General features: G+C 67.5%; 24 protein-coding genes. 9 read left to right on the top strand and 15 right to left on the bottom strand.

Annotated elements, in window-relative coordinates; translation table 11 throughout:
• The 4 genes from OM513_RS15815 to OM513_RS15830 form a co-directional block, all read right to left on the bottom strand.
• Positions 1 to 134 (bottom strand): adenosylhomocysteinase (locus tag OM513_RS15815; RefSeq protein ID WP_264945785.1); only part of this gene is annotated, 134 nt, incomplete at its 3' end.
• Positions 135 to 253: 119 nt separating this feature from the next.
• On the bottom strand, positions 254 to 2,023 hold the full coding sequence (locus OM513_RS15820; RefSeq protein ID WP_264945559.1) for a hypothetical protein: 1,770 nt from the start codon (positions 2,021 to 2,023) through the stop codon (positions 254 to 256).
• 47 nt (positions 2,024 to 2,070) lie between these two features.
• On the bottom strand, positions 2,071 to 2,754 hold the full coding sequence (locus tag OM513_RS15825) for a GNAT family N-acetyltransferase (protein ID WP_264945561.1): 684 nt from the start codon (positions 2,752 to 2,754) through the stop codon (positions 2,071 to 2,073).
• Between the two features lie 21 nt (positions 2,755 to 2,775).
• Positions 2,776 to 3,336 (bottom strand): YqgE/AlgH family protein, encoded by a 561-nt coding sequence (locus OM513_RS15830; RefSeq protein ID WP_264945563.1) that lies wholly within the window; start codon positions 3,334 to 3,336, stop codon positions 2,776 to 2,778.
• A 98-nt stretch (positions 3,337 to 3,434) separates the two neighbouring features.
• Between OM513_RS15830 and OM513_RS15835 the strand changes: the two genes are divergently transcribed.
• The 3 genes from OM513_RS15835 (at position 3,435) to OM513_RS15845 (ending at position 5,857) form a co-directional block, all read left to right on the top strand.
• The gene (locus OM513_RS15835) at positions 3,435 to 3,917 is read left to right on the top strand and encodes a peroxiredoxin (protein WP_264945564.1); all 483 of its coding nucleotides are present in this window, start codon (positions 3,435 to 3,437) and stop codon (positions 3,915 to 3,917) included.
• A 109-nt stretch (positions 3,918 to 4,026) separates the two neighbouring features.
• A complete protein-coding gene (locus OM513_RS15840; RefSeq protein WP_264945566.1) occupies positions 4,027 to 4,269 on the top strand; it encodes a hypothetical protein in 243 nt (80 codons plus the stop codon).
• A 148-nt stretch (positions 4,270 to 4,417) separates the two neighbouring features.
• On the top strand, positions 4,418 to 5,857 hold the full coding sequence (locus OM513_RS15845) for an AMP nucleosidase (protein WP_264945567.1): 1,440 nt from the start codon (positions 4,418 to 4,420) through the stop codon (positions 5,855 to 5,857).
• A 12-nt stretch (positions 5,858 to 5,869) separates the two neighbouring features.
• Here the strand turns inward: OM513_RS15845 and OM513_RS15850 are convergent, their stop codons facing one another.
• Genes OM513_RS15850 through OM513_RS15865 form a run of 4 tightly spaced genes read right to left on the bottom strand, consistent with a single transcriptional unit; the run spans position 5,870 to position 9,781 of the window.
• On the bottom strand, positions 5,870 to 6,637 hold the full coding sequence (locus OM513_RS15850) for an SIMPL domain-containing protein (RefSeq protein WP_264945568.1): 768 nt from the start codon (positions 6,635 to 6,637) through the stop codon (positions 5,870 to 5,872).
• 32 nt (positions 6,638 to 6,669) lie between these two features.
• The gene (locus OM513_RS15855) at positions 6,670 to 8,535 is read right to left on the bottom strand and encodes a M2 family metallopeptidase (RefSeq protein ID WP_264945569.1); all 1,866 of its coding nucleotides are present in this window, start codon (positions 8,533 to 8,535) and stop codon (positions 6,670 to 6,672) included.
• Positions 8,536 to 8,595: 60 nt separating this feature from the next.
• Positions 8,596 to 9,357, bottom strand: coding sequence for an alpha/beta fold hydrolase (locus OM513_RS15860; RefSeq protein WP_380916358.1), 762 nt, complete (start codon positions 9,355 to 9,357; stop codon positions 8,596 to 8,598).
• Positions 9,338 to 9,781, bottom strand: coding sequence for a GFA family protein (locus OM513_RS15865; protein ID WP_264945570.1), 444 nt, complete (start codon positions 9,779 to 9,781; stop codon positions 9,338 to 9,340). The genes OM513_RS15860 and OM513_RS15865 overlap by 20 nt, the downstream gene beginning before the upstream one ends.
• 117 nt (positions 9,782 to 9,898) lie before the next feature.
• On the opposite strand from OM513_RS15865, the gene OM513_RS15870 reads away from it, so the two are divergent.
• From OM513_RS15870 to OM513_RS15880, 3 genes are read left to right on the top strand one after another with little or no spacing between them, the layout of a single operon-like run.
• Complete coding sequence (locus OM513_RS15870; protein ID WP_264945571.1) at positions 9,899 to 10,348, top strand: MarR family winged helix-turn-helix transcriptional regulator; 450 nt, start codon at positions 9,899 to 9,901, stop codon at positions 10,346 to 10,348.
• The gene (locus OM513_RS15875; protein ID WP_264945572.1) at positions 10,341 to 11,441 is read left to right on the top strand and encodes an HlyD family secretion protein; all 1,101 of its coding nucleotides are present in this window, start codon (positions 10,341 to 10,343) and stop codon (positions 11,439 to 11,441) included. Before OM513_RS15870 ends, OM513_RS15875 begins: the two co-directional genes overlap by 8 nt.
• A gap of 51 nt (positions 11,442 to 11,492) precedes the next feature.
• On the top strand, positions 11,493 to 13,082 hold the full coding sequence (locus OM513_RS15880; RefSeq protein WP_264945573.1) for a DHA2 family efflux MFS transporter permease subunit: 1,590 nt from the start codon (positions 11,493 to 11,495) through the stop codon (positions 13,080 to 13,082).
• Positions 13,083 to 13,184: 102 nt separating this feature from the next.
• Here OM513_RS15880 and OM513_RS15885 read toward each other — a convergent pair whose 3' ends face one another.
• On the bottom strand, positions 13,185 to 14,213 hold the full coding sequence (locus OM513_RS15885; RefSeq protein ID WP_264945574.1) for an aspartate-semialdehyde dehydrogenase: 1,029 nt from the start codon (positions 14,211 to 14,213) through the stop codon (positions 13,185 to 13,187).
• 189 nt (positions 14,214 to 14,402) lie between these two features.
• Between OM513_RS15885 and OM513_RS15890 the strand changes: the two genes are divergently transcribed.
• On the top strand, positions 14,403 to 14,774 hold the full coding sequence (locus tag OM513_RS15890; RefSeq protein ID WP_264945575.1) for a hypothetical protein: 372 nt from the start codon (positions 14,403 to 14,405) through the stop codon (positions 14,772 to 14,774).
• 138 nt (positions 14,775 to 14,912) lie between these two features.
• On the opposite strand, the gene OM513_RS15895 is transcribed toward OM513_RS15890, so the two are convergent.
• From OM513_RS15895 to OM513_RS15915, 5 genes are all read right to left on the bottom strand, one after another.
• The gene (locus OM513_RS15895) at positions 14,913 to 16,778 is read right to left on the bottom strand and encodes an ABC-F family ATP-binding cassette domain-containing protein (RefSeq protein ID WP_264945577.1); all 1,866 of its coding nucleotides are present in this window, start codon (positions 16,776 to 16,778) and stop codon (positions 14,913 to 14,915) included.
• A 95-nt stretch (positions 16,779 to 16,873) separates the two neighbouring features.
• Positions 16,874 to 17,671 (bottom strand): hypothetical protein, encoded by a 798-nt coding sequence (locus OM513_RS15900; protein ID WP_264945578.1) that lies wholly within the window; start codon positions 17,669 to 17,671, stop codon positions 16,874 to 16,876.
• Positions 17,671 to 20,304, bottom strand: a complete 2,634-nt coding sequence (locus OM513_RS15905; protein WP_264945579.1) for a TonB-dependent receptor — start codon at positions 20,302 to 20,304, stop codon at positions 17,671 to 17,673. The genes OM513_RS15900 and OM513_RS15905 overlap by 1 nt, the downstream gene beginning before the upstream one ends.
• A gap of 76 nt (positions 20,305 to 20,380) precedes the next feature.
• Complete coding sequence (locus OM513_RS15910) at positions 20,381 to 21,718, bottom strand: DUF418 domain-containing protein (protein WP_264945580.1); 1,338 nt, start codon at positions 21,716 to 21,718, stop codon at positions 20,381 to 20,383.
• A gap of 120 nt (positions 21,719 to 21,838) precedes the next feature.
• A complete protein-coding gene (locus OM513_RS15915; protein ID WP_264945581.1) occupies positions 21,839 to 24,058 on the bottom strand; it encodes a S9 family peptidase in 2,220 nt (739 codons plus the stop codon).
• A 123-nt stretch (positions 24,059 to 24,181) separates the two neighbouring features.
• Between OM513_RS15915 and OM513_RS15920 the strand changes: the two genes are divergently transcribed.
• Positions 24,182 to 24,580, top strand: coding sequence for a surface-adhesin E family protein (locus OM513_RS15920; RefSeq protein ID WP_264945583.1), 399 nt, complete (start codon positions 24,182 to 24,184; stop codon positions 24,578 to 24,580).
• A 7-nt stretch (positions 24,581 to 24,587) separates the two neighbouring features.
• On the opposite strand, the gene soxR is transcribed toward OM513_RS15920, so the two are convergent.
• Complete coding sequence (gene soxR, locus OM513_RS15925) at positions 24,588 to 25,034, bottom strand: redox-sensitive transcriptional activator SoxR (RefSeq protein WP_264945584.1); 447 nt, start codon at positions 25,032 to 25,034, stop codon at positions 24,588 to 24,590.
• Positions 25,035 to 25,117: 83 nt separating this feature from the next.
• Between soxR and OM513_RS15930 the strand changes: the two genes are divergently transcribed.
• Positions 25,118 to 25,492, top strand: a complete 375-nt coding sequence (locus tag OM513_RS15930) for a VOC family protein (RefSeq protein ID WP_264945585.1) — start codon at positions 25,118 to 25,120, stop codon at positions 25,490 to 25,492.
• Positions 25,493 to 25,529: the final 37 nt, after the last annotated feature.

The raw sequence follows: 25,529 nt of genomic DNA on the forward strand, positions 1-25,529 counted from the left end.
CCCGCACCAAACTCCTCGCGAAGCGCCATCAAACCCGGCATCTCCGTCTCCGCAATCTCGATCTCCTTGCGACCAAATGCCGCAAGTCCAAGATCCTTCACGATGTAATCAGGGGTGTCGAGCACGGTAGCCACTTACGCTTCTCCAGATGCGTGAACGGGGGACGCCGGGAATCACCCGGCCTTCGCACGTGCAGTAACGGCTGGGACGGCGATTGGCAATCGAAACATAAAGATATCTTTATATGTACTCCTCAGCCCCGCCGCATCGCGCAATAGCGCCAGTTGGTGGCAGGCAGTTCGATCGGCCGGGCGCCCGCATTGGTGAGACGCAGCACCAGCACTCCCGCCCCTTCGGGATGCGCCGTCCAGGCGAGCGCGGGCGGAAGCTCCTGCGCCGCCACGGGGTTCGCGAAGACGACATGGCCCTCTGCATCCAGGCCCGTGACCGGCAGGCGGAGGCTGACCCCTCCCTGCGGCGGGACCGGGACCGGCGGCGCAGCAACCACGCCGTTGAGCATCCCGTTGATCCGCGTGCCGTCGGCGAACGCCAGGGGAGACAGCATCTCCATGGGCGCGCTGGACCAGAACATCGTGCCGCGGCCATTGTTGCGCAGGCCGGTGACGGTCAGCACCTCGGGCAGGCGGCCGCTTTCCCAGCGCGCCGGATTGGAGAGCGCGGCCCAGGCCTCCTCCACGCAATCCTCGAACCGGAAGCAGGTCCCGCCCGAAAGCCCGCCCTCATCCCCCGCGCCGAAACCCTTGCCGTTGGCGTGGAAAAACCAGCGTCCACGGGGGTTTGGCCCATCGGCGCGGGGTTCGGGAAGCCCCCCCAGCCAGGCCAGCCCGCGCACGATGATCTCGCAATTGGTGCATCCGCGCGCGTCTATCAGCGCCGCGGCATAGGAGCGCACGACCCGCTCGATCACCACCTTGCCGGTCGCGCGGATCTGGAAATTCAGGGTCCCGCGCGGCGCCTCGCAATGGAACATGTCGACGTGGAAGTTCTTGACCACGGGCGACCCCTGGAAGTCGAAAACCAGGTCCGTCGCCGCGCCGTCACCTTCCGAGATGCAGCCGGTGACGCGCACCGCATCCGATCCGAACACCGCGAAGGCCGAGCGCTGGCGGGGGTGGCCGTAAACCCGGCAATTCTCGATCGTGCTGACGTTGCTGGCGGAGTTGCTCTCGGTCGCGCCGGGCCACACCGGGCCGTGATCGCTCCCCGCCCCCGTCTGGAGCACCAGCGCGCGGGCGAAACAGCCCTGATAGAGATTGTCGCGCCAGGCGCTGGCCAGGCAGAAGGTGGCGATCGCGCCATATTCGAGCTGGGCGAAGCTGCACCCCCGCACGACATTGGCATAGGATGCGCCGATGTGGATGCCGGTCTGGCCCGCGGCGCCGGTGCCGCGGAAATGGAAGTTGCGGATATCGTAGCGCGAGCGCCCGATCGTCACCATCGCGTCGGCCTGGTCGCGCGGCAGCCGCGCGAAGATCACGCCCGGACCGGCGATGCGCAGCGTGGCGCCGCCGCCATCGATATCGACCGCCGCCGAAGATGGCACCGTGGGGAGCCGCAACCCCGCCTCCAGCCGGAAGGTGCCGCCCAGGAAGCGCATCGGATAAGGCCGCCCGCGCGCCTCCACGAAATCGAACATCGCCTGGATCGCGGGCGCATCGTCATGGCTGCCGTCGCCGCGCGCGCCGAACTGGAACGGATTGAGATCAGGCTCCGCGAGCTCCCACCAGCCGCCGTCGCGCGAGCGGAAGCCGCCGCGATGCGACAGTTCGCCCCCCGCGCGCCGGTACAGCGCCTGGCCGCCGTCGCCCGGCACCTCATAGCCCAGGCAGAGCACGACCATCGCCGTATCGGCGATCGCGGCCTCCATGGCCGCCGCGCGGCTGGCGATGACGAGCGGAACCTCGCTGCCGCCCGGGGCCGCCCCGGCGGGCACCGCAGCGGCGGCGGTTGCGGCGGCCAGCGCGGCGCCGGTCAACAGGGTGCGTCGGGTTGGCGGCGGCATGGCCGGGAGCCTAGGGCGCGGGCTCTTCGCCCGCAATCGCCCGAATCTCAGCCGCGCACCAACACCGTCGCCAATATCTCCGCGCGGAAGCGGAAGCCGAGCGATTCATAGAGCGCGATGGCGCCCGCGTTGCTGGCGTAGCTGTGGAGAAAGGGCGTCTCGCCGCGCGCCAGGATGCCGGCGATCACGCGCCGCATCAGCGCCCCGGCATAGCCGCGCCCGCGCCAATCGGGATGGGTGCAGACGCCGCTCACCTCGGTGAAGCCCGCGGGCTTGAGCCGTTCGCCCGCCATCGCCACCAGCCGCCCGTCCACCCGCACGCCATGGAAATCGCCCAGCCGGTGGGTGCAGGCGGCATAGGGGCCGGGACGGGTGAGCATGGCCAGCGCGAACATCTCCGCCGCGTCCCCCTCCCCCAGCGGCGCGATCGCGAAGGCGGGCGGCGGCGCAGGCGTCAGCTCCGCAAGCGTCATCTGGTGCAGCATCGCCGCGCGCGCCACCACCGTTCCGGGCAGCGGCGGCACCGGCCCGGACTCGACGAGCCACAGTTCGCCCTCCTCCGGCATCAGCGCGGCGAGCGCGGCCTGGGACGCGGCCGATCCATCCGCAGCCGCGCCGAACAGCCCATGGTCGCGGCGCATCCGCACGGCGAGCGGGCCGCCCTCCGCCAGCGGCGACTGGCGGCCGGTCAGCGCGCTCCAGGCGGGGCGATCAAGCGGGTGGCCGGTCATGGCGCCGTACCTGCGCCGCGCTCAGGCCCGGCCGGTGCTGTTCGAAAGCAGGCGTGGATCGATGCCAGCGGCGGCGAAGGCGCGTTCCCAGCGGTCTTCGGCCGCAACCCCGTAGAGCAGTTCCGTATCGCCCGGCGTGTTGAACCAGCCGTGGCGCGTCAGTTCGCTGTCGAGCTGCCCCTCGCCCCAGCCGGCATAGCCGAGCGCGACCAGCCATTGCGCGGGGCCGGCGCCCTCCGCGATCGCCTTCAGCACGTCGATCGTGCCCGAAAGCGACCAGCGGCCCGCGACGTCGATCGTATCCTGTCCGCCCCAATCGGTGGAATGGATCACGAAGCCGCGCCGCGGCTCCACCGGGCCGCCGAAATGCACGTCCACATCGGGCACGTCGCCCGGCGCGATATCGAACTGGCGCAGCAAATCGTGCAGCCCCAGCCCCTCGATCGTCTCGCCGATGCCGATTCCCAGCGCGCCCTCGCTATCATGGGCGCACATCGCGATCACCGCGCGTTCGAAGCGCGGATCGCCGATTCCCGGCATCGCGAGCAGGAACTGGCCGGTAAGGAACTGGGGCGAATCCATCCTGTTGCAACATATCTGCGCCAGGCCGCCTTCGCCACGCTTGAAAATGGCGGCGGCAACGCCAATTGGTGCGGGACTATTCCAGGAGGAGGACCCCCATGACGATCCAGGCCGGTGACCGCGTTCCCAATACCAAGCTGTTCAAGGTCACCCCGGGCGGGACCGAGCCCGTGCAGAGCGAGGATTATTTCGCCGGCCGCACGATCGCGCTGTTCTCCGTCCCCGGCGCCTTCACCCCCACCTGCTCCGCCAAGCACCTGCCCGGCTTCGTCGAGAAGGCCGCCGAGCTGAAGGCCAAGGGCATCGACGAGATCGCCTGCACCGCGGTGAACGACGCCTTTGTGATGACCGCCTGGGCCAAGGCGAGCGATGTGGGCGACAGCGTGACGATGCTGGCCGACGGCAACGGCGATTTCGCCAAGGCGCTGGGCCTGGAGATGGACGGCAGCGGTTTCGGCCTGGGCGTGCGCGGCAAGCGCTTCTCGGCGGTGATCGCCGACGGCGTGGTAAAGCAGCTCAACGTCGAAGGCCCTGGCGAGTTCAAGGTGAGCACCGCCGAATATATGCTCGAATCGCTCTGATCCGGGCCTTGGCGCCGGCCCCCCGGCGGACCGGCGCCACGAACCGGCCGGCGATCAGGAACCGGCGGCGCCCGCCGGAGTTGGTCATCAAAGCATAGGAGGACTGCACATGGTCACCGATACCCCCGGTTCCGAGACCCCCGCCCCCAAGCCCGAGGCGGAAGAGCCCAAATCGTTCCTGGAACAGGCCCAGGAAGCCATCGAGGACGCTTTCGAAGCCACGGTGGAAACCGTGAAGGAGCATCCGGTGGCATCCGCGGCGATCGCTGCGGGCGCGGCGGCCGCGATCGGCGGCGCGGTGTTCGCGGCCAGCAAGCTGCTGGGCGGCGACGACGAGGCCGACAAGGGCTGATCTCCCGGTCGCGGCACCTCTGCGCGCGGACATCCGGTTCCTCCCCCGGTCAACTGGGGGAGGATTTCCGGCCGTTACACGCGGCGTTTCGTTACGCTCGCGGCATTGGCGGCTTGCCAGAATCGCCCCTATGGCTTAGCCGCCGAAGATGACTCAAGCTTCCCAAATCGTAGAAGAGCTGGACCGGCTCTATCGCGCCTCCGTCGAGCGCCTGCAGGCAGCCATCGAGCGCTACCTGACCGACGGCACCCCGCCCGATCCGCAATCGCGCAACGACGGGTCCTTCGCCTATCCCGAAATCCGCCTGTCCTATCGCGGCGGCGTGAACGAGCAGCAGGCGCCGATGCGCTCCTTCGGCCGACTGACCGATCCGGGCGAATACCGCATCACCGTGACCAAGCCGGCGATGTTCGCGGAATATCTGATCGAGCAGCTCACCTTCCTGATCGAGGACTATGACGTGCGCGTCATGGCCCAGCCGGGGCGGCAGGAGATCCCCTTCCCCTATGTGCTCGATCCCGGCCATGCGCTGAGTCTGGAGCAGGTTTCGGTGATGGACCTGGCCCGCCATTTCCCCGCGACCGAGCTGGCGCATATCGGCGACGAGATCGCCGACGGGTTGTGGATATCCCCCGACGAGAGCCGCCCGCTGGCGCTGTTCGACGGGCTGCGCACCGATTTCAGCCTCGCGCGGCTGCGCCACTACACCGGCACCGCGACCGAGCATGTGCAGCAATATATCCTGTTCACCAACTATCACCGCTATGTCGACGAATTCGTCCGCTGGGCCTGTACCCAGCTTGGCCCGGACAGCCGCTTCACCGCGGTATCCGGCCCCGGCGGGATCGTGATCGAGGACGGCGACGATCCGGACAAGCTGCTGACCGACAGCGCCTGGCGCCGCCACCAGATGCCGGCATGGCACCTGATGGCGCCGGGCCGCACGGGCATCACGCTCGTCAACATCGGCGTCGGCCCTTCCAACGCCAAGACGATCACCGATCACATGGCGGTGCTGCGGCCCGAGGCGTGGCTGATGATCGGCCATTGCGGCGGGCTGCGCCCCAGCCAGCGGATCGGCGACTATGTGCTGGCCCACGCCTATCTGCGCGACGATCATGTGCTGGACGACGTGCTGCCGCCCGAAATCCCGATCCCGGCGATCGCCGAGGTGCAGCTCGCGCTGGCGCGGGCGGCGGAAGTGGTTTCGGGTCAGTCGGGCGACGAGCTGAAGCGGCGGCTGCGTACCGGCACGATCGTGACCACCGACGACCGCAACTGGGAGCTGCAGATCTCGCGCTCCTCGCTGCGCTTCTCGCTCAGCCGCGCGGTGGGCGTGGACATGGAGAGCGCGACGCTGGCGGCGCAGGGATATCGCTTCCGCGTGCCCTATGGCACGTTGCTGTGCGTGTCGGACAAGCCGCTGCACGGCGAGCTGAAGCTGCCCGGCCAGGCCAACCGCTTCTACGAGCGCGCCATCGCCGAGCATCTGAAGATCGGTATCGAGGCGGTGGAGGAGCTGCGCCGCGAGGGCGCGAAGCTGCACAGCCGCAAGCTGCGCGCGTTCAACGAGCCGCCGTTCCGGTAAGGGAGGCCTAGCTTATCGCGTCAGCTGAAATTCGACGACCAAGCTGACTGGTACCACCGTCTCGTCCGAAGCAGGTCCCGGGGCGGCGACATTCGTCATGAAGCTCATAAACTCCATGAAGATGCTCGTTGTTGCAGCCACGAAATCCTGGCGCTCGCTGATCTTGACGACGGTCGCGCGGCGAAGCCCCAGGGTCACGGCATAAGCGTTCGCCTCGTCCTGAGCCTTGGCGATCGCGTCGGCCTTGGCCTTGCGCATCGGGCCGACATAGTCGTCGAGCAGCGCAAGCACGGTCTTCTCCGTCGCGCCGCCGCTGGCCTTCACCGCGGCCTCCGCACCCGAAATCGCGGCGCGGCTCGTGGCGTCGAACGTCACTTCCTCAGTCGCAATATATCCGGGCGCCGCGCTCTCCTCCTCGCCCGTCGTATCGCTCGATATTTCGCTCACCATGTCGAGCGTGACGTTCGGCTTGCTGCGCGTCCCAAAGCTCGAGATCAGGCCGGCCAGCGACCTGGGCGGGCCAGCCAGCGGTCGCGCTTCACGGATGTTCAGCGCAGCCAGCGACTGAACCAGCTTGGCGCGGTTCGCCGCCAGCACCGCAGATGCCGCCGCCTCGTCCTTGCCCTTCGCGGTCAGCTTGACCGAGAAGCGGAAGCGCTGCGCGGGCACCGTCACTTGTCCGTTTGCCACGATTTCCACCGTGACCGGCCCTGGGTTGGCCTGCGCGAAAGCGGTGGCGGGCGCAGCCAGCAACGCCAATGCGAGTGCGTATCTGATCATCCAGTATTTCCCTCTGTATCCCGCGCCGACCCTTACCAGCCCTCGGGCTGGCCCTTCGTCTGCTCGTCGAGCCAGTCCTTCAGCGGGCCGAAATATTCGACCAGCGCCTTGCCCGATATCTCGCGCGTGCCGGTGAAGGCCTCCAGCGCGTCGGGCCAGGGCTTGGACGCGCCCATCGCCAGCATCGCGTTCAGCTTGGTGCCGACTTCCTTGTTGCCGAAGAAGGAACAGCGGTGGAGCGGCCCCTTCCAGCCCGCCTGCTCGCACGCGGCCTTGTAGAACTGGAACTGCAGGATCCGCGCGAGGAAATAGCGCGTGTAGGGCACGTTGTTGGGAATATGGTATTTCGCGCCCGGATCGAACTTGTCCTCGCCGCGCGGCTCGGGCGGGGTGATGCCCTGATACCGCAGGCGCAGCGCGTTCCAGGCGGAATTGTAATTGTCCGTCTTGGTCTCGCCCGAAAAGACGCCCCAGCGCCACTTGTCCATCAGCAGGCCGAAGGGCAGGAACGCCACCTTGTCCATCGCCTGGCGCAGCAGCAGGCCGATGTCCTTGTCGGCGCTGGGCACCTTCGACGGATCGAGCAGGCCGATCTGCACCAGATATTCCGGCGTGATCGAAAGCGCGATGAAATCGCCGATCGCCTCGTGGAAACCATCGTTCGCGCCGGTGCGATAGAGCAACGGCTGATCCTTGTAGGCGCGCTGATAGTAATTGTGGCCCAGCTCATGGTGGATCGTGACGAAATCGTCCGAATTCACCTTGATGCACATTTTGATGCGCAGATCGTCCTTGTCGTCCAGATCCCAGGCGGAGGCGTGGCACTGGACCTCGCGGTCGCGCGGCTTCAGGAACTGCGAGCGGGTCCAGAAGGTGTCGGGCAGGCCCGCGAAACCGAGCGACGAATAGAAATTCTCGCCCGCCTTCACCATCTTGAGATGGTCATAGCCCTTCTGCTGGAGCAGCTCGCCGACATCGAAGCCCAGGTCGCCCGATCCGGGGGGCGCGACGATGTCGTAGATGTTGCCCCATTCCTGCGCCCACATATTGCCGAGCAGATCGGCACGGATCGGGCCGCTGGCGGGCTGCACCGCGCTGCCGTACTTCTGGTTGAGCTTCATGCGCACATAGCGGTGGAGCGAATCGTACAGCGGCTTCACCTCAAGCCACAGCTTGTCGGTGAGCGCGGCGAACTCGTCGGCGGGCATGTCATAGCCGGAACGCCACATCGCGCCGACATCCTTGAAGCCCAGCTCGCCCGCGCCCTCATTGGCGATGCCGACCATCTTGGCATAGTCCGCGCGCATCGGCGCGCCGACGTTGTTGTGCCAACTGATCCACATCTCCTTCAGCTCGGCGGGGTTGCGGTTGGTCCCCATCTCCGCCTCGATGTCGCTGCCGCTGATCTCCTTGCCGCGCAGCGTGCCCCGGCCCTTGCCGTACATCGATCCGATGCGCGTCGCGATCTCCGAAAGCTCACCCGCCGCGCCGGGCCGCGTGGGCGCGGGCAGCACAATCGCGCTGCGCAGGATGTCGAGCTTGCGCTTGGTATCGGGCGAGAGGTCCTTGACGTTCTGGTACTTGGCGGCCTCCAGCGCGAACTTCACCGCCATCTCCGTCCCGCGCGCGCCATAGGCGGCGACCAGCGCGTCGGTATCGTCGGTGATGAAGGTCGCGTTGATCCAGGCGACCCTGCCCGCCTCTAGGTTGAATTCATAGAATTCCTTCTCCGCCCGGGCGACGAAGGCGTCCGCCTCGGCCGCGGTCGGCTCCTGGGCGGCGGCCGCGGCGGCGGGCTTGGCCTTGGCCTTGCCGGTCTGGGCGGCGGCGGGAACGGAAACGGACGGAAGCGCGAGCATCGCGGCGAGCGCGAGCATCGAAGTGCCGATACGGATCATGAAGAAAGCCTCGAACTCGATTTCGGGATGGACGGAGACTGCGCGCCGGGGCGCCGCCGGTCAAGCGGCGAGGAAATCGGCGATCGCGCGGCCCAGTTCGGGCCGGGTGACGGAGCTCATATGGTTGCCCGGCACCTCCACCAGCGTCGCATCGGGCAGCAGCGCGGCCAGCTCGCCCGCCGGCCCGTTGTCCTGATCCTCCGCCCCGCACACCACGAGCACCGGCGCGGCGATCGCCGCCACCGTCTCGCGCGGGGTATCGACGAAGGTGTCGAGGATATGGATCAGCGCCTGGGGATCGCCCTTTGTGGTCTTCAGGAACGCCTCGGTCATCCATTCGGACGAGCCGCGCTGGAAGCTGCCCAGGCCGGTGAGCACGCGCCGGAAATATCCGCCCCGCCCCTCCGTATGGATCAGTCCGCGTAGCCCCATGCCGGAGAGCACCACGCGGCGCGGCGCGGCGCCGTTCGCCAGCATCCGCACGCTGGTCCGCGCGCCGAGCGAATAGCCGCCCAGGTCATAGTCGGTGAGGCCGAGATGTTCGATCAGCGCCATGCCGTCGCGCATCAGCACATCGGGCGGATAGCTGGCCGCGTCGTGCGGCCTGGCGCTTTCGCCGTGCGCGCGCAGATCGGGCATGATCACGCGGAAGCCGCGATCGGCGACCTGTTCGGCATGGCCATAGCGCAGCCAGTTGACGAAGGCGTTTGAGAAATATCCGTGGATCAGCACCACGGGCCGCCCCTCCCCCATCTCGTGCCACGCGAGCTGGGTGCCGTCGAAGCTGGTGAAGCGATGCGTCTCAGTCGGGAATTTTGCCAACGGCCTCGATCCAGCGTTCGTTGAGCTTGTCATAACTGTCGCAGCGGTGCCGCGGCACCGCGGAAGTGTCGATCCACGCTTCGTGCAGGCTCTCCGCGCCGAAATGATGGATCGGGCGGAAGCGCGACGGATCGTCGAAGCTGCCCACGGTCAGGTCTATCTTGCCGCTGTCCGGATAGGCGAACGTCAGCGGCGTGCCGCATTCGCGGCAGAAGCCGCGCGCCGCGATCGGCGACGAGGCGTAGTGGTCCGGCTCACGCTCCCAGGCCACGGCCGCAACCGGCACGTTCTTGAACGCGATCGAGACGCCGCCCGTGGCGCGCTGGCACATGCGGCAATGGCACAGATAGGCGTCGTCGCTGTCGATCGACACGCGATAGCGGATGCGCCCGCATTGGCAGCCGCCGGTCATCTCCTGGGCCATGCGCCCCTCCTAGGCCCGAGCCCCGCCATCCGCAACTTTCCCGGCTTGCGCGCGTTTTCGCATTGCACCATAGGTTGCGCATTGCAATTCATATGCATGCTTATTATATGCCCCGCCATGACTGATACCTTCGGCTTTACGCTAACCGAGCTTTCGCGGCTGATGCGGCGCGGGTTCGATCTGCGCGCACGCGCGATCGGGGTAACGCGCGCGCAATGGCACACGCTGTTCATGCTTTCGCGTAACGAGGGCATCAACCAGGGCGGCCTGGCCGACCTGCTGGAGGTGGAGCCGATCACGCTGTGCCGCATGATCGACCGGCTGGAGGAGGCCGGGCTGGTCGAGCGCAGGGCCGATCCGGCCGATCGCCGCGCCTGGCGCATCTACCTGACCGAAGCCTCGCATCCGCTGCTGGACAAGCTGCGCGGGCTGGGCGTCGAAATGAACGAGCAGGCGCTGGCAGGGCTTTCGCATGGCGAGCGCGATCAATTGCTGGCACTGCTGGCGCGGGTTCGCGCCAATGTGATTCGAGAAGCCCCCCAGGGCTCGGAGGCGATCAATGGCTGATGCGGACCCCAAGATGACCAAGCCCGAAGCCGCCATCGAAATCGAGGCCCCCGCCCCGCTGCCGGGCGCGGACGCCGACGCGAAGCCGCGCCGCCGCTGGGTTCGTCCCGCGCTGATGTTCGGGGTGCCCGCGGTGGTGCTGGCGGTGGCCGGCACGATCTGGATGACCTCCGGCGGCAGCGTCTCGACCGACAATGCCTATGTCCAGCAGGACAAGGTCTCGGTCTCCAGCGACGTCAGCGGACGGATCGTCGAGGTGGCCGTGCGCGAGAACCAGGAGGTGAAGGCGGGCGACCTGCTGTTCCGCATCGATCCGGAGCCTTATCGCATCGCCCTCTCCCAGGCGGAGGCCGCGATCGCGGGCGCGCAGGTGCAGCTCCAGACGCTGCGGGCCAGCTATGCCGGCACCGGCGCCGACATCCAGGCCGCGCGAGACCGCATCGTGGCCGCCGAGCAAGACTATGCCCGCCAGTCCGAACTGCTGAAGCGCGGCTTCACCACCCGCGCGCGGGTGGAGGACGCGCAGCACGCGCTGGAGCAGGCGCGCGCCTCGCTGGAAAGCGCCCAGGCGAGCGCGGCCGAAGCGCGATCGAAGCTAGCGACGGGCGCCGCCGTGCCGGGCGAGAACCCCGCCATCGCCGCCGCCCGCGCCCAGCGCGACAAGGCCGTATGGGACCTTTCCCGCACCGAAGTCCGCGCGCCCGCCGCCGGCACCGTCAGCCAGGCAGACCGGCTGCTGGTGGGCCAGATGATGATGACCGGCCTGCCCGCGCTGACGCTGGTGGCCAACGGCGGATCCTGGGTCGAGGCCAATTTCAAGGAGACCGACCTGGACGAGATGCGCGTGGGCCAGTGTGCCACCGTGAAGCTGGATGCCTATCCCGGGCTTAAGCTGAACGGCCATGTCGCCTCGATCGGCGCGCTTACGGGCAGCGAAACCTCCGTGCTGCCGGCGCAGAACGCCAACGGCAACTGGGTGAAGGTGACGCAGCGCGTGCCCGTGCGCATCGTGCTGGACCAGGCGAGCCCGCGCCAGCTCATCGCCGGGCTTTCCAGCCATGTGACGGTCGACTTCACCAAGATGTGCAAGTGAACCGCCCCCGCGCCGCACCGGCGCGGGCGGCGGCGTAGAAAGAGCGTAGCGATGGCGAGCGCCAGCCCCAGCACCCCGGCAGAAGCCGCCCCGCCCGCGCCGCCACGGCCCGGTGTGGCGGCGCTGCCCGTCAGGAACCGCGCGCTGCTGACGCTGGGCGTGATGCTGGCCACGATCATGCAGATCCTGGACACCACGATCGCCAATGTCGCGCTGCCGCACATGCAGACCGCGCTGGGGGCGACCGCGGACACCATAACCTGGGTCCTCACCAGCTATATCATCGCCACCGCGATCGCGATCCCGATCACCGGCTGGCTTTCCGACAGGATCGGATCACGCAACCTGTTCCTGATCTCCGTGGTCGGCTTTGTCCTCGCCTCCGCGCTGTGCGGCATGGCGACCAGCCTGGCGGAGATGGTGCTGTTCCGCATCCTCCAGGGCGTGTCGGCCGCGTTCATGAACCCGCTGAGCCAGACGGTGATGCTCGACATCAACCCGCCCGAACGCCAGGCGCAGGCGATGTCGATCTGGGGCATGGGCATCATGATCGGCCCGATCCTCGGCCCCGTGCTGGGCGGATGGCTGACCGAGAATTTCGACTGGCGCTGGGTGTTCTACGTCAACCTGCCGATCGGGGTGTTCTGCTTCGCGGTGCTGTGGGCGCTGCTGCCGTCGCGGCCGATACGAAAGCGGCAGTTCGACCTGTTCGGCTTCGCGCTGTTCTCGCTGGGCATCGCCGCGCTCCAGCTCATGCTCGACCGTGGCCAGGGCGAGGACTGGTTCGGATCGACCGAGATCTGGATCGAGGCGCTGGTGGCCGCAATCGCGCTGTGGATGTTCGCGGTGCATATGGCCACCGCCAGGAACCCGATGTTCGAGCGCGAGCTGTGGAAGAACCGCAACCTGATCACCGCGATCGGCTTCATGCAGGTGATCGGCGTGGTGATGATGGCCACGATGGCACTGCTGCCGCCGATGCTGCAGACGCTGTACGGCTATTCGGTGCTGGATACGGGCCTGCTGCTGATGCCGCGCGGGCTGGGCGTGCTGATCACCATGTTCGTTTCCGCCCAATTGGTGATGCGCGGGGTGGACGCGCGCTGGGTGGTGGGCGTGGGGCTCAGCATGGCGGCCTGGTCGCTGTACGAGATGACGCACTGGACGATCGAGATGAACTCCTGGCCGTTCATCTTCTCGGGCTTCATCCAGGGGCTGGGCATGGGGCTGGTGTTCATGCCGCTGAACGGCATGGCCTTCGCCACCCTGCCCCCCAAATATCGCACGGAAGGCGCCAGCCTGCTCAACCTGTCGCGCAACATCGGGGCGTCGGTGGGCATCTCGCTGTGCACCACGGTGCTGGCGCGCAGCATCCAGACGAGCCATGCGGACCTGGTGCCCCACCTCACCGCGCCGGGCCTCGACGGCTTCGATCCGAACCTGTTGCGGATGATGGGGCCGACGGGCGATTCGATCATGGCGATGGCCGACGCGATCGTGAACCAGCAGGCGGCGATGATCGGCTACCTGAACGATTTCAAGGCGATGATGATCGTCACCGCGCTATCGATCCCGCTCGTGCTGCTCCTGCGCCGTCCCAAGACGCCGATCGCCAACGATCCCGCCGCCGCGGGGCATTGAGGCCCTGGGATCGGCCAGGCAGCGCCATCGCGGCGAGCCGTCCCAGGCCGCGCGCAGGGGGCATACGCCCGGATCGGGGCGTCCCCGTGCCTGCGATCCCGCTCAGTCCGCCTTCTTCAGATGCCGCCGGCCGAGCAGCTCGGCGATCTGGACCGCGTTCAGCGCGGCGCCCTTGCGCAGATTGTCCGACACGCACCACAGCGCCAGGCCGTTGTCCACCGTCGGGTCCTCGCGCACGCGGCTGACATAGGTGGCATATTCGCCGACGCATTCGACGGGGGTGACGTATCCGCCGTCCTCACGCTTGTCGACCAGCATCACGCCGGGCGCCTCGCGCAGGATCGACTGGGCCTTCTTCGCGCTGATCTCGTCCTCGAACTCGATATTGATCGCCTCCGAATGGCCGACGAACACGGGCACGCGGACGCAGGTGGCGATCACCTTGATCTTCGAACCCAGGATCTTCTTGGTCTCCACCACCATCTTCCATTCCTCCTTCGTCGATCCGTCGTCGAGGAAGCTGTCGATATGGGGGATGACGTTGAATGCGATCTGCTTGGTGAACTTCTGCGGCTCGGCCGGATCGCCGACGAAGATGTTGCGGCTCTGCTCGAACAGCTCGTCCATCCCCGCCTTGCCCGCGCCGGAGACCGACTGATAGGTCGCCACCACCACGCGCTTGATCCTCGCCGCGTCGTGCAGCGGCTTCAGCGCCACCACCATCTGGGCGGTGGAGCAATTGGGGTTGGCGATGATGTTCTTGCGCTTGTAGCCGTCGATCGCTTCCGGGTTCACTTCGGGCACGATCAGCGGCACGTCCGGGTCCATGCGGTAGAGCGAGCTGTTGTCGATCACGACGCATCCGGCCGCGGCGAATTTTGGCGCATAGATCTTCGTCGCCTCGGACCCGATGGCGAACAGCGCGATATCCCAGCCGGCGGGATCGAAATGCTCGATATTGCGGACCTTCAGCATCCGCCCGGTCTCGCCGAACTCGATCTCGTCGCCGGTCGATCGCGCGCTGGCGACCACGGCGATCTCGTCCGCGGGGAATTCGCGCTCGGCGAGGATGTTCAGCATCTCGCGCCCGACATTGCCCGTCGCGCCCGCGACAACCACCCGATAGCCCATGATATTCCTTCCGTTATCCGGCCCTCAGGTGGCGATGCCGCTTCCCAATGCCAAGAGATCGCCGCGCGCCTAGCAGAGCGCCCCCCGCAGGCATAGCGCCGCAGCGCGCCTGCCCAGCACGCCCGCCCGGCGCGAAGGCCATTCAAAATCCGGATTTCCCACGACGCCGGACCCGATTAGGAGGGCGCCATGATACTGCCGATCATACTGCTGGCGATGCTCGCCCCCTCCCCCGCCCCCCAGGATTCGGAGGCCTGGAAAAAGGAATATAATGTGCTGGTCGACCGCCGGCAGGGCTATCTGGACAAGATGAAGGCTGAGGAAGGCGCCGCCAAGACCGCCGCGACGCAGGAAGAGGGGTGCGCCCACCTGAAAAACGCGATCGGCTATACCCGGCTCGCCCAGGTCGACGCGCGCGACGGATGGGATCTTGCGGATGAGCACGGCGAGACATTCTATGCCGACGTTTCCAGAAGAATGTTCAGCATGCTTGTCGAGCTTGAGAAACGCTACCTTGATGCGCATCGGACATTCTGCGGAGGCGATCCGAAGTTCGATTGATCATTTTCCCCGGCGAAGGCCGCGGAAAGACCTCAGGCGCTAAAGCCGGGTGCGTTTCATCTGACCCGTTCGCCCGTCGGAAAGCGCAGGGCGAACGGCCTGGAGCCTGTCCTGTTCAGGCGGCGCCGGCGCGACGCCCTACGCCGCCAGCCGCTCCAGCGCCTCGCTGGCTTCCATCCAGGTCGTCTCGGCGGCCTCGATCTTCTTCTCCAGATCGGCGCGGCGCTTCATCAGCTCGGTCATCGTCAGCTTCGCAAGATCGGGCGTGGCCGTGGCGGGATCGAACATCGCCCGGTCGATCGCGCTGCGCTTCTCGGTCAGCTTGGCGAGTTCGCTCTCGGCCGCCTTGGCCGCCTTGCGCAGAGCCGCCGCGGCCTCGCGCTCCTCGGCCTCCCTGCGCTTGGCCTCCTGCTTCTGGGCCTTTGTCTGCTTGCCCCCGCCGGCGTCCTTCGCCAGCACGAAGGCGACATAATCCTCCATGCTGCCGTCGAAATCCTTCGCGGTGCCGTTGTCGACCAGCACCAGCCGGTCCGCGGTCATTTCCACCATGTGCCGGTCGTGGCTGATGATCAGCACCGCGCCGGTATAGGCGTTCAGCGCCTGCACCAGCGCCTCGCGCGCATCCACGTCCAGGTGGTTGGTCGGCTCGTCCAGGATCAGCATGTGCGGCGCGTCGCGCGTGATCAGCGCCAGCGCCAGCCGCGCGCGCTCGCCGCCCGAAAGCTTGCCGACCTTGGTCGTCGCCTTGTCGCCCGAAAAGCCGAACCGGCCGAGCTGGCCGCGCACCGCCGCCGGCTTCGCATCGCTCATCAGCCGGGCCATGTGGTCCAGCGGTGTGTCCTCGCGATCCAGCTCCTCCACCTGATATTGGGTGAAATAGCCGACCTTCATGCGTGAGGAGGCGTTCATCTCGCCTTCCATCGGCGCCAGTTGCGCGGCGAGCAGGCGGGCGAAGGTGGTCTTACCGTTGCCGTTCCGGCCGAGCAGCGCGATGCGATCGTCGGGATCGAGCCGCAGGTTCAGCCGCCGCAGGATCGGCGTGTCGCCATAGCCCACCGACGCCATGTCGAGCGTGATCAGCGGCGGGCGCAGCTCCTCCGGATTGGGAAAGTCGAAGCTGAGCGAGGGATCTTCCAGCACGGCCGCGATCGGCTGCATCTTCGCCAGCATCTTGACGCGCGACTGCGCCTGCTTCGCGGTGGAGGCGCGGGCGGAATTGCGCGCGATATAGTCCTGCAGCTTGGCGCGTTCGGCCATCTGCTTCTCGCGCGCCGCCGCCTGTTGCGCCTGGCGCTCGGCGCGCTGGCTCTCGAACGCATCATAGCCGCCCGGATAGAGCGTCAGCTTGCCGCGATCGAGGTGGAGGATGTGATCGACGACATTGTTGAGGAAGTCGCGTTCGTGGCTGACCAGCAGGATCGTCGCGGGATAGGATTTCAGGAAATCCTCAAGCCACAGCACCGCTTCGAGATCGAGGTGGTTCGAAGGCTCGTCGAGCAGCAGCATGTCCGGCGCGGAGAACAGCAGCGAAGCGAGCGCCACGCGCATCCGCCAGCCGCCCGAGAAGCTCTCCATCGGCCGCTGCTGCATCTCCTCGTCGAAGCCGAGGCCCACCAGGATGCGCGCCGCGCGCGCCGGGGCCGAATAGGCGTCGATGTCGTTCAGCCGCTCATAGATATGGCCCAGCCGCTCCGGGTCCTCGCAGGTCTCGGCCTCGGCCATCAGCGCGGCGCGCTCGGTATCGGCCGCCAGCACGCTTTCGATCGGGGTGATGTCGCCGCCGGGCGCCTCCTGCGCGATATAGCCCAGGCGGGTGTTGCGCGGCATCTCCACGCCGCCCGTGTCCGGCTCGATCTGTTCGGTGATGACCTTGAGCAGCGTGGACTTGCCCGCGCCGTTGCGCCCGATCAGCCCGATCCGGCCGCGCGGGGGGAGCGCGGCGCTGGCGCGATCGATGATCGTGCGCCCGCCCAGGCGGACGGTGATGTCTTGCAGCGATAGCATGGTGGGGTGCGCTCTAGCGGGGCGAACGGGCGGACGCCAGAACCAAGCGGCCGTGCCGCGTCATCCCGCCCCCCGGCCGGGGCAGGACAAGGGGTTCAGCGCGCCGTCACCACGGGCACGCGGGCGGCGACCATTTCGGCCTTCCCGCGCGAGATGCCCCACAACAGGCGCGGATCGACCGGGTCCCAGGCGATCGCCTGCCCCTCGACAGGCACGGCGATGGTTGTCACCAGCTCCAGCACCGGTCCGGCCTGGGGAAGCTTCAGCACATACATCTCCGGACGGTCGTGGCCGGTGACGTAGAGATAGCCGTCGCGGTTCCAGTCGCCGCCCGACGCGCTCTTGGGCGCCATGCGGGCCAGCACCTCGGGCGGGAAGATCCAGGCGCCCTGCTCGGCGAAATCGGCCGAATAGCGGACCAGCGTGGTCCAGCGATTGTCGCGGCCGGGCTCGCCGCCCTTGCCCTCGTAATTGGCGAAACAGGCCCACCAGCTTCCGTCGTGCCAGGTCAGCCAGGTGAGCGATCCCCTGCCCGGCCCCAGGCTGCGCGAGGAAACGGGCCGCAGCGTATCGGCGTCGAAGGTCTCGACCGAGCTCGCCATCGGCACGTCGGGATAGTTGGACGCCGCGCACACCAGCCGCCGCGCATGGAGCGTGCAACTGTTCATATGCTTGTAGCGCCGCGGATCACCCTGCCAGCGCGCCGCAACCTTGCCGGTGCGGCGGTCGATCTTGGCGATCCGGGCGTTGTCGATGGCGTAGAGATAGCGGGCGTCCGCCACCACGCCCTGGTTCGCCTCGGGCGCGCCGATCCGCTGCTCCTCCACCGCGGCGGGGCCGGAGGGCTCCGCCTGGGCGGGGGCGAGCAGCAGGATCAGCGCGGCGAGCAGCATCAGAACTTCGCCGATACGCCGGCGTAGAAGGTCCGGCCATAGCGTTCGTTCTGGGTGACCCAGCCGGTGTGATCGCGGTTCCACTGATACTGGCGGGTCGGCTCGTCGGTCAGGTTCTGCGCCTCGGCGAAGAGCGTGACGTTGGGCAGCACGGCGATGCTGAACTTGGCGTCCAGCCGGCGCAGGTCGTCGTTATACTGATCCTGCTCGGCGGTGCCCGCCACCGCCACCGACAGCAGCGAATAGCCGGTGTTGTGATAGGCGACCGAAGCCTCGACGATGCCCTTCTGGTAGAAGAGCTGGGCGCCGTAGAGATACTTCGACTGGCTGGGGAAGGTCGAGGAACGGCCGTTGGGCAGGTCCAGCGACGAATCGGTCAGCGTCGCGTTCAGCTCCACGCCGAAGCCAGAGAGAAGGCCCGGCAGGAAGGTGAACTGCTGCTGATAGGCGACCTCGATGCCGTAGATCTCGCCCTTGTCGGCGTTCAGCGGCTGGGAGAAGCCCAGGACGTCGTACTGGCGGCCGGCGAAGGTCACATTGGTCATCGAATAGGCGTTGGTGAAGATCGGGTTGTCGATGAACTTCGCGAAGGCGCCGATGCTGACCAAGCCGCCGCGCTGGAAATACCATTCCAGGCTGCCGTCCAGATTGTGCGCGCGATAGGGCTTCAGATCCGGGTTGCCGGCCGAATAGCTGCCCTCGAACGTGCCGGGCAGCGTGCCGGGTTCGTAGCTGAGGTTGCCGCCGGGGCTGAGCTGGTTGTAGTTGGGGCGGCCCATGCTCTTGGTATAGGCCAGGCGCACCACCACTTCCGGCGTGGCGTCGACGCGGACGATCAGGCTGGGCAGCCAATCGTTATAGCCGATGTCGCGGCTGTCCGGCACCACGCTGGCCGAACCGCCCAGCGGCGTTTCCAGGCGGAAGCCGGTGATCGTGCCGCCGGTATGCTCGTACCGCAGGCCCGGGGTGACGGTGACCACGCCGAAGCGCAGGTTGGCCATCGCGTAGAGCGCGGTCACGTCCTCATCGATGTTCATATCGTTGAGCGTGGCGTTCGACAGCGAGGTCGCCGCGTCCTTCACGAACATCGCGCTGGAAAGGTTGGCGGCGGTGAAGGTGCGGATCGCGTCGATATCGATCGTCGGGCCGTTGCTGTACGGCGTGTCGCCGTTGCGCGGATAGACGCTGACCGTATCGCCCGCGAGGCCGAACTGCTGGAGCGTGAAGCGGTTGGCGGAACTGCCGCGCGTCCAGGTATCGTTGGCGGCGTCGAAGCTCTTGTCGGTCGCGCGGAACTTGGCGCCGGCCTTTACGAAGCTGCCCGCATCCAGCCCGTCGAGCGTCCAGGTGAGGTCGAGGCGGCCCTGCCAGATGTCTTCCTCGCCGCTTTCGAGCTGCTCGGTATACTGGCGGAAGTTGAGCTGCGAGGTCGCGCATTCGGTGCGCGGCTTGGCGGAGAACACCTTTTCGGTGAAATCGAAGTCGACCGTGCCGGGGTTGCAGCGGAACTGCCAGAGCTGGTTCGGCTCATAGACCTCGTTGTGGACGCGGGCGATGGTCCAGTCGGCCTTGATCGCGCCGAACGTGCTGGAGCCGCCCACCATGCCGGCCAGGATCGACTTCTCCTTATATTCCTGGCGCAGGTCCTGGCGGCGTTCCGGGCCGGTGCCCGCGCCGGTGCCGACGTTCGCCGTCCCGGTGACGGTGCCGGTCAGCCCGTCCGGGTTCATCGTGAAGGCCGGGGTGCCGACCAGCGCGGCGGTGGCGAAATCGAGCCGGTAGCGCTGGCGGTACTCGTCCTCGGTGAACTTCGACCAGATGCCGCGGACATAGAACTGATGATCGTCCGACGGGCGCCAGTCGAGCGACCCGGTGGCGCCGATGCGCTCACGGTGCAGGCTGTAGTCCGTATACTTGATGTTGGTCGGCAGGCCGCCGCGCGCCGCGCCCGCGACCGTGCGCCAATCGTCCGGATAGAGGCCGTAGCTGGCGTAGGTGCGATCCGAATAGCTCATGCCCAGCATCAGGCCGAACTGCTCGTCGCTGCCGAAGCGGCCCGCAACGCTGGCGTCGCCGCGCACGGGCGCCTTCTTGTTCAGCTCCTGATAGCCGACCTGGCCGTTGAGCAGCAGGTTGAACGGCTTGTCGAAATCGAACGCGGTCTGGGTGACCAGGTTGATCGAACCGCCGATGCCCTGGCCGTCCATGTCCGCGGTCTTCGCCTTGGCGATCTCGACGCGGTTGAGGAGCTGGCCGGAGATGACGTCGAGCGGCAGCGAGCGCGTGGTGCCGTCCGGATTGCCCACCTCGATGCCGTTGACGGTGTAGTTGTTGAGGTCGGAAGGCACGCCGCGCACGGCGACATAGCGGCCCTCGCCCTGATCATAGGTGACGCCCACGCCCGGCAGGCGCTCCACCACCTCGGCCACGTTGCGATCCGGCAGGCGGCCGATCTCGTCCGCCGCGGCGACGTCGATCACGCCGATCGCGTCGCGCTTCAGGTCGATCGCGCGCTCCTGCTGCGCACGCTGGCCGGTGACGACGATCTCGCCGCTATCTTCCTGGGCTTCCTGGGCATGCGCGGGAAGAGCCAGCGCGGCGGCGGCCACGGTGGCGAGCAATACGGACTTCATGGATGCGATCCCCCTTTGGTGGTTGAGGGGGCCGCTAGGCGCGATCGGCGACTCCGCGGCGACCGGCCGGGGACTCTTATGTTGCAGTTGCGAGATGATTTTGCGACGGCCGCCGGAACGGCTGGCGCTGGACATAGGCCAGGCTGCGCCACAGCCATTCCAGCGGGCCGCTGGCGAAGAAGCGCAGCCACAGGTTCGCCAGCACGAGCTGCGCGGCGATCGCGGCGAGCACGATGCCGTAGAGCTCGGCCCAGCCGAGCTTGCCCCACAGCCCCGGACCCCAGGGCGCGAACAGGATCCACATGCCCAGGATCGTCTGGAGGAAGTAGAGCGAGAAGGCCATGCGCCCTGCCGCCTTGAACGGAGCGAGCAACAGCCTCCCCGCGGCGGCGCGGACCAGCAGGTTGATCAGCGCGACATGGCCAATCGACACCGCGATCCGCGCGATCTCCGTGGTCATCCAGAAGCTGCGCGGCAGCGGCAGCATCGTCAGTGCCTCCTGCGCGCCGATCCACCGCAGCGGCATGCCGGCCGCATAGCAGGCGAGCATCAGCAACAGATAGAAGCGCGTGCTGCGCCCGCCCTGGATCACCCCCCATTTGAACAGCGCCAGCCCGATCAGCATCATGCAGAACGCCTCCGGCACGGTATCGATCAGCGACGGGGCGACGAAGGTGATCCAGGTGCCGATATTATATCCGGCATAGGCCAGGAGCCCGGTGCGCGACTGTTCCTCCTGCTTTCGCAGCCCCGCGATCTCCTCGCCCCCGGTGCGGCGGCGCTCGACCGACTTCTGCCAGTCGGTCAACGCCTTCCTGTCCTTCTCGCTCAGCGCCTTGCCCTCGGCCTGCAGCTTCTGGGCGGCGACGGTGCGCGCCATCAGGTCGGCACGTTCGGCATAGCGGATGCCGCCGGAGACGAGGACATAGGCGGCGAACGCCAGCCCCAGCCCCAGCAACAGCTTCGGCCCCAGCTTGCGGAACGGGAACAGGAACAGCGCGGCCAGCGCATAGACGTGCAGGATGTCGCCCGCCCACAGCAGCACGAAGATGTCGAACAGGCCGAAGGCGAGCAGCCACAGGTTGCGCCGCGCATAGAGATCGGCGACCGCCACCGGCCCGTCTGGCTCCATCGCGCGGCGGGCGAGCACCATCAGCCCCGCGCCGAACAACAGCTCCAGCATGCCGCGCTGCGTGCCTTCCAGCACCACCTGCACCGCCGTCCAGCTCGCCTGATCGAGCGGCGTCGAGCCGACGCTGCGCGGATCGACGAACAGGTCCGCCAGCCGCGTCGCCATGTAGGGGATGTTCATGAAGAAGATGCCGAGGATGGCGAAACCGCGCAGCATGTCGATCACGTCGATGCGCGATTGCCCGGTAACCGGCGCGAGTTGGGTGCCGCCCGTTTCGCTCATGCCCCGTCTCCCCCTGGATGCCCGGGACGGGAGGCTAGGCGTGTGTCCGGATCGTGTCGATAGTGTCGATAGGGTGCGGCGCTCCTCCCCGGCTTCGGCTCCGGGGAGGAACGGCGCGGCCTATTTCTCCAGGCTGCGGTCCAGGAAGCCGAGGATCGTCTTCCACAGATGCACGCTGACGCCCGGGCCGCCCACGCGATGGGTCTGGCCCGGGTAGAGCATCGTTTCGAACGGCACCGCGCCCTGCTGGAGCTTCGCGAGCATCACCGTGCTGTGCTCCAGCACGACATTGTCGTCGGCCATGCCGTGGATGATCAGCAGCGGATCGGCGATCTTCAGCGCGTCGCCCACCGTATCGGCCTTGGCATAGGCCTCCGGCACCTCGCGCGGGTCGCCCATGTAGCGTTCGGTATAATGGGTGTCATAGAGTTCCCATTTACTCACCGGCGCCCCCGCCACCCCCGCGGCGAAGGTGCCGGGCGCGGCCTCCAGCATCTTCAGCGTCATGTACCCGCCATAGGACCAGCCATAGGTGGCGACGCGATCCGGATCGACGAAATCGAGCGACTTCAGATAGGCCGCGCCGGCAAGCTGGTCGGCGACTTCCACCCCGCCCATCGCGCGATAGATATGGTCTTCGAACGCCTTGCCGCGATTGGCCGAGCCGCGGTTGTCGAGCTGGAACCAGATGTAGCCGCGGGCGACCAGATATTGCTGGAGCGCCCCGCCCCACTGGCGGCTGACCTGCTGCGCGTGCGGGCCGCCATAATGCTGGAAGAACACCGGATAGCGCTTGCCGGGCTCCAGCGGGGGCGTGATCATCTCCCACTGAAGTTCGGTGCCGTCCGCGGCCTTGATCGTGCCGAAGCTGCGCTCGCGATGCGCGGCGAGATAGGGGTGATAGGGGTGCGCCGGATCGGCGACCGCGTTCTGGTTGATCCAGGCGACGCGCTTGCCGTCCGCATCGGCGAGATAGGTCTGTGGCGGCTGGCCCGGATTGGATCGGGTGACGATCGCGCGGGTGGCGCGCGTATCCATCGTCGCCATGTTCCACCAGCCCGCATCGGTCAGCCGGGTGATGCGGTTCCCGTGCGCCAGATCGAGCAGGTACAGATGCCGTTCGAGCACGCCGTCGCGGTTTCCGGCGAAATAGAGCCGGCCCTTGTCCTCATCCAACCGGACGAGCTGGAACACCTCCCAATCGCCCTTGGTGAGCTGGGTCCATTTGCCCGCCTTCCAGCGATAGAGATGGCCGTGGCCGTCGCGTTCGGACCACCAGATCAGCCCGCCGTCGCGCGTGGGGGTCAGCGCGTTCGAAAGGTTCACCCAGCTCCGCTCGCCCGATTTCTCGGTGAACAGCAGCGTGGACCTGCCGCTGTCCGGATCGATGCTGAGCAGGTCCAGCGTCTTCTGGTCGCGGCTCTGGCGCTGGACGAGCAGCGCCTTGCCGCCCCAGGCCCATTGCACGCGGGCCAGATAGATGTCGGTTTCCGTCCCCAGATCAGCCTTCACCTTGCCGCTGCCGTCGGGGCGCATGATCCACAGTTCGTTGCGCACATTGGGCGTGCCCGCCTTGGGATAGCGCTGGTCATAGACGCGCGTGCCCTCGGCGCCGATCGCGGCGCGGCTGACGATGCCGACCGGCGCCTCGTCGAAGCGCTGGACGGCGATGCGGGTGTCGCCGGGCGCCCACCAATAGCCGTCGAACCGGTCCATCTCCTCCTGCGCGACGAACTCCGCCTCGCCCCAATGCACGGTGCCGCCGCCGTCCTGCGTCAGCACGCGCTCGCCGCCGCCGGCCAGATCGACCAGCACCAGATTCTGGCCGCGCACGAAGCTGGCATAGCGTCCGCCGGGGCCCACCTCCGGGTTGAGCGCGTCGCGGCTGTTGCCGGGCAGCTTGCGGACGTTGCCCTCCAGATCGGCCAGGTAGAGTTCGCCGTCGAGCGGAACGAGGATCGATCGGGCGTCGGGCGACCAGTCATAGGAAACGATGCCGCGGATGCCGCCGATGCGCGCGCGCTCGCGCTGCATCTTCTCCGCCTCGGACAGCTCGGCGCCGGAGCCGATCTTGCGGGAATCGACCAGCATGCGCCATTCGCCGCTGGCGGTATCCATCGCCCACAGGTCGAAACGGTCGCGCTCCTCCTCGCGGTTGCGCAGCACGGTGAGCCATTTTCCGTCCGGCGACAGCTTCATCGCACGCGGCTGAGCGCCCGCCAGATCGGGGCTGGCGAAGACGCGCTCGAGCGTGAGTTGCGGCGGCTGGGGACCGGGATCAGCGGCCATTGCGGGCGCCCCCGACGCGAACAATACCAGCCCCATCAACCATGCGCGCATTCCCAAGACTCCGGGTTTCCGATCCCCGCGGCCGCGGGGGTTGCACGTTATCGCGGCTGGCATCGCGCGCGTAAAGCTCCGCGGCATATGGGCAGCCACGCCTGCGGATGATAGCATCGGGCCATGCGCATCCCGATCCGATTGCTCGCCTGGCCCGCCGCCGCCGCCGCACTGCTTTCCGCCGCCCCGGCGCTGGCCGAAGACTGGCAGGTGCTCACAACCAGCAAGGAGGGCATTGTGTTCTGGATCGACCGCGATTCGATCCAGACGGTGGAGGGCTATCCGCAGGCCTGGACCAAATCGGACTATAGCGCGGTCGAAACGGGCGACGTCAGCGAGCGCAAGGCGCTGGAGGATTATGACTGCGCCGCGCGGGCGCTGCGGCTGCGCCGGACGATCGCCTATGGCCGCGACGGCAATGTGCTTCGCACGCTGAACCAGACCGCGTCGGAGGCGAAGTGGTCCCCCGTGCAGGAAGGATCGATCGGCGACGCCAAGATCGCCGAGGTCTGCGGCGGATAAGGCCGCCTCACCCCATCGCGTAGCGCGGGCCGGGGCCGGCCTTCGCGGCGCGGTCTTCCGGATTGTAGAGCGCGCAGCGCCGCAGGCTCAGGCAGCCACAGCCGATGCAGTTTTCCAGGTTGCCGCGCGTCCGCTCCAGCGCGGCGATGCGATCGTCCAGCGCACGCAGCACGCCCTTGCTGATCCGCCGCCAGTCCGCCTGGGTGGGCGTGCGCCCTTCCGGCAGGCCGCCCAGCTCCGCCGCGATCTGGGGGATGGTGAAGCCGAGCTGCTGCGCGATCAGCGCGAACGACAGGCGGCGGATGTCCGAGCGCAGGAAGCGCCGCTGGCCGCCCGCGGTGCGGAACGGATGCACCAGCCCCTTCGCCTCATAGAAGCGGATCGCCGAGACGCTCAGTCCCGTGCGGGCGGCGAGATCGCCGATCGTCAGCACTTCGTTCCCGCGCCCAGCCATCGCCCTTTGCAAATCCCTTGACCTCAACTTAGCTTGAGGTTGTAGCGGGCTTGGGCAGGATGAATCAAGCTGGAGGAGCCGCCATGCCCTATCTCGAACATGTGAACCTGACCGTGCGCGATCCGGAGCGCACCGCGGCGCTGATGGCGCGGCTGTTCGGCTGGCATGTCCGCTGGTCCGGGCCGGCGCAGATGGGCGGGCGCACGGTGCATGTCGGCGACGATCGCTGCTATCTCGCGCTCTACACGCTCGAAGGCGAGGCGACGCCGGCCGAACGCTTCGTGAAGGGGCGCCCGTTCAACCATGTCGGCGTGCTGGTCGAGGATCTAGACGCGATCGAGGCGCGCGTGGTGGCGGAGGGGCTGAAGCCTTTCAGCCACGGCGACTATGACCCCGGCAGGCGCTTCTACTTCCTGGATTATGACGGCAGCGAGTTCGAGGTGGTCAGCTATCGCTGACCCCGGCCGTGCCGGATGCCCGGGCGGGAGCCGTCTT

Source organism: Sphingomonas canadensis (genome assembly GCF_026013525.1).
GTDB lineage: Bacteria > Pseudomonadota > Alphaproteobacteria > Sphingomonadales > Sphingomonadaceae > Sphingomonas > Sphingomonas canadensis.

Excerpts from the sequence above, each read along its gene's own strand:
- OM513_RS15820 (WP_264945559.1), bottom strand. The coding sequence starts at position 2,023 with ATGCCGCCGCCAACCCGACGCACCCTGTTGACCGGCGCCGCGCTGGCC.
- OM513_RS15825 (WP_264945561.1), bottom strand. The coding sequence starts at position 2,754 with ATGACCGGCCACCCGCTTGATCGCCCCGCCTGGAGCGCGCTGACCGGC.
- OM513_RS15830 (WP_264945563.1), bottom strand. The coding sequence starts at position 3,336 with ATGGATTCGCCCCAGTTCCTTACCGGCCAGTTCCTGCTCGCGATGCCG.
- OM513_RS15835 (WP_264945564.1), top strand. The coding sequence starts at position 3,435 with ATGACGATCCAGGCCGGTGACCGCGTTCCCAATACCAAGCTGTTCAAG.
- OM513_RS15840 (WP_264945566.1), top strand. The coding sequence starts at position 4,027 with ATGGTCACCGATACCCCCGGTTCCGAGACCCCCGCCCCCAAGCCCGAG.
- OM513_RS15845 (WP_264945567.1), top strand. The coding sequence starts at position 4,418 with ATGACTCAAGCTTCCCAAATCGTAGAAGAGCTGGACCGGCTCTATCGC.
- OM513_RS15850 (WP_264945568.1), bottom strand. The coding sequence starts at position 6,637 with ATGATCAGATACGCACTCGCATTGGCGTTGCTGGCTGCGCCCGCCACC.
- OM513_RS15855 (WP_264945569.1), bottom strand. The coding sequence starts at position 8,535 with ATGATCCGTATCGGCACTTCGATGCTCGCGCTCGCCGCGATGCTCGCG.
- OM513_RS15865 (WP_264945570.1), bottom strand. The coding sequence starts at position 9,781 with ATGGCCCAGGAGATGACCGGCGGCTGCCAATGCGGGCGCATCCGCTAT.
- OM513_RS15870 (WP_264945571.1), top strand. The coding sequence starts at position 9,899 with ATGACTGATACCTTCGGCTTTACGCTAACCGAGCTTTCGCGGCTGATG.
- OM513_RS15875 (WP_264945572.1), top strand. The coding sequence starts at position 10,341 with ATGGCTGATGCGGACCCCAAGATGACCAAGCCCGAAGCCGCCATCGAA.
- OM513_RS15880 (WP_264945573.1), top strand. The coding sequence starts at position 11,493 with ATGGCGAGCGCCAGCCCCAGCACCCCGGCAGAAGCCGCCCCGCCCGCG.
- OM513_RS15885 (WP_264945574.1), bottom strand. The coding sequence starts at position 14,213 with ATGGGCTATCGGGTGGTTGTCGCGGGCGCGACGGGCAATGTCGGGCGC.
- OM513_RS15890 (WP_264945575.1), top strand. The coding sequence starts at position 14,403 with ATGATACTGCCGATCATACTGCTGGCGATGCTCGCCCCCTCCCCCGCC.
- OM513_RS15895 (WP_264945577.1), bottom strand. The coding sequence starts at position 16,778 with ATGCTATCGCTGCAAGACATCACCGTCCGCCTGGGCGGGCGCACGATC.
- OM513_RS15900 (WP_264945578.1), bottom strand. The coding sequence starts at position 17,671 with ATGCTGCTCGCCGCGCTGATCCTGCTGCTCGCCCCCGCCCAGGCGGAG.
- OM513_RS15905 (WP_264945579.1), bottom strand. The coding sequence starts at position 20,304 with ATGAAGTCCGTATTGCTCGCCACCGTGGCCGCCGCCGCGCTGGCTCTT.
- OM513_RS15910 (WP_264945580.1), bottom strand. The coding sequence starts at position 21,718 with ATGAGCGAAACGGGCGGCACCCAACTCGCGCCGGTTACCGGGCAATCG.
- OM513_RS15915 (WP_264945581.1), bottom strand. The coding sequence starts at position 24,058 with ATGCGCGCATGGTTGATGGGGCTGGTATTGTTCGCGTCGGGGGCGCCC.
- OM513_RS15920 (WP_264945583.1), top strand. The coding sequence starts at position 24,182 with ATGCGCATCCCGATCCGATTGCTCGCCTGGCCCGCCGCCGCCGCCGCA.
- soxR (WP_264945584.1), bottom strand. The coding sequence starts at position 25,034 with ATGGCTGGGCGCGGGAACGAAGTGCTGACGATCGGCGATCTCGCCGCC.
- OM513_RS15930 (WP_264945585.1), top strand. The coding sequence starts at position 25,118 with ATGCCCTATCTCGAACATGTGAACCTGACCGTGCGCGATCCGGAGCGC.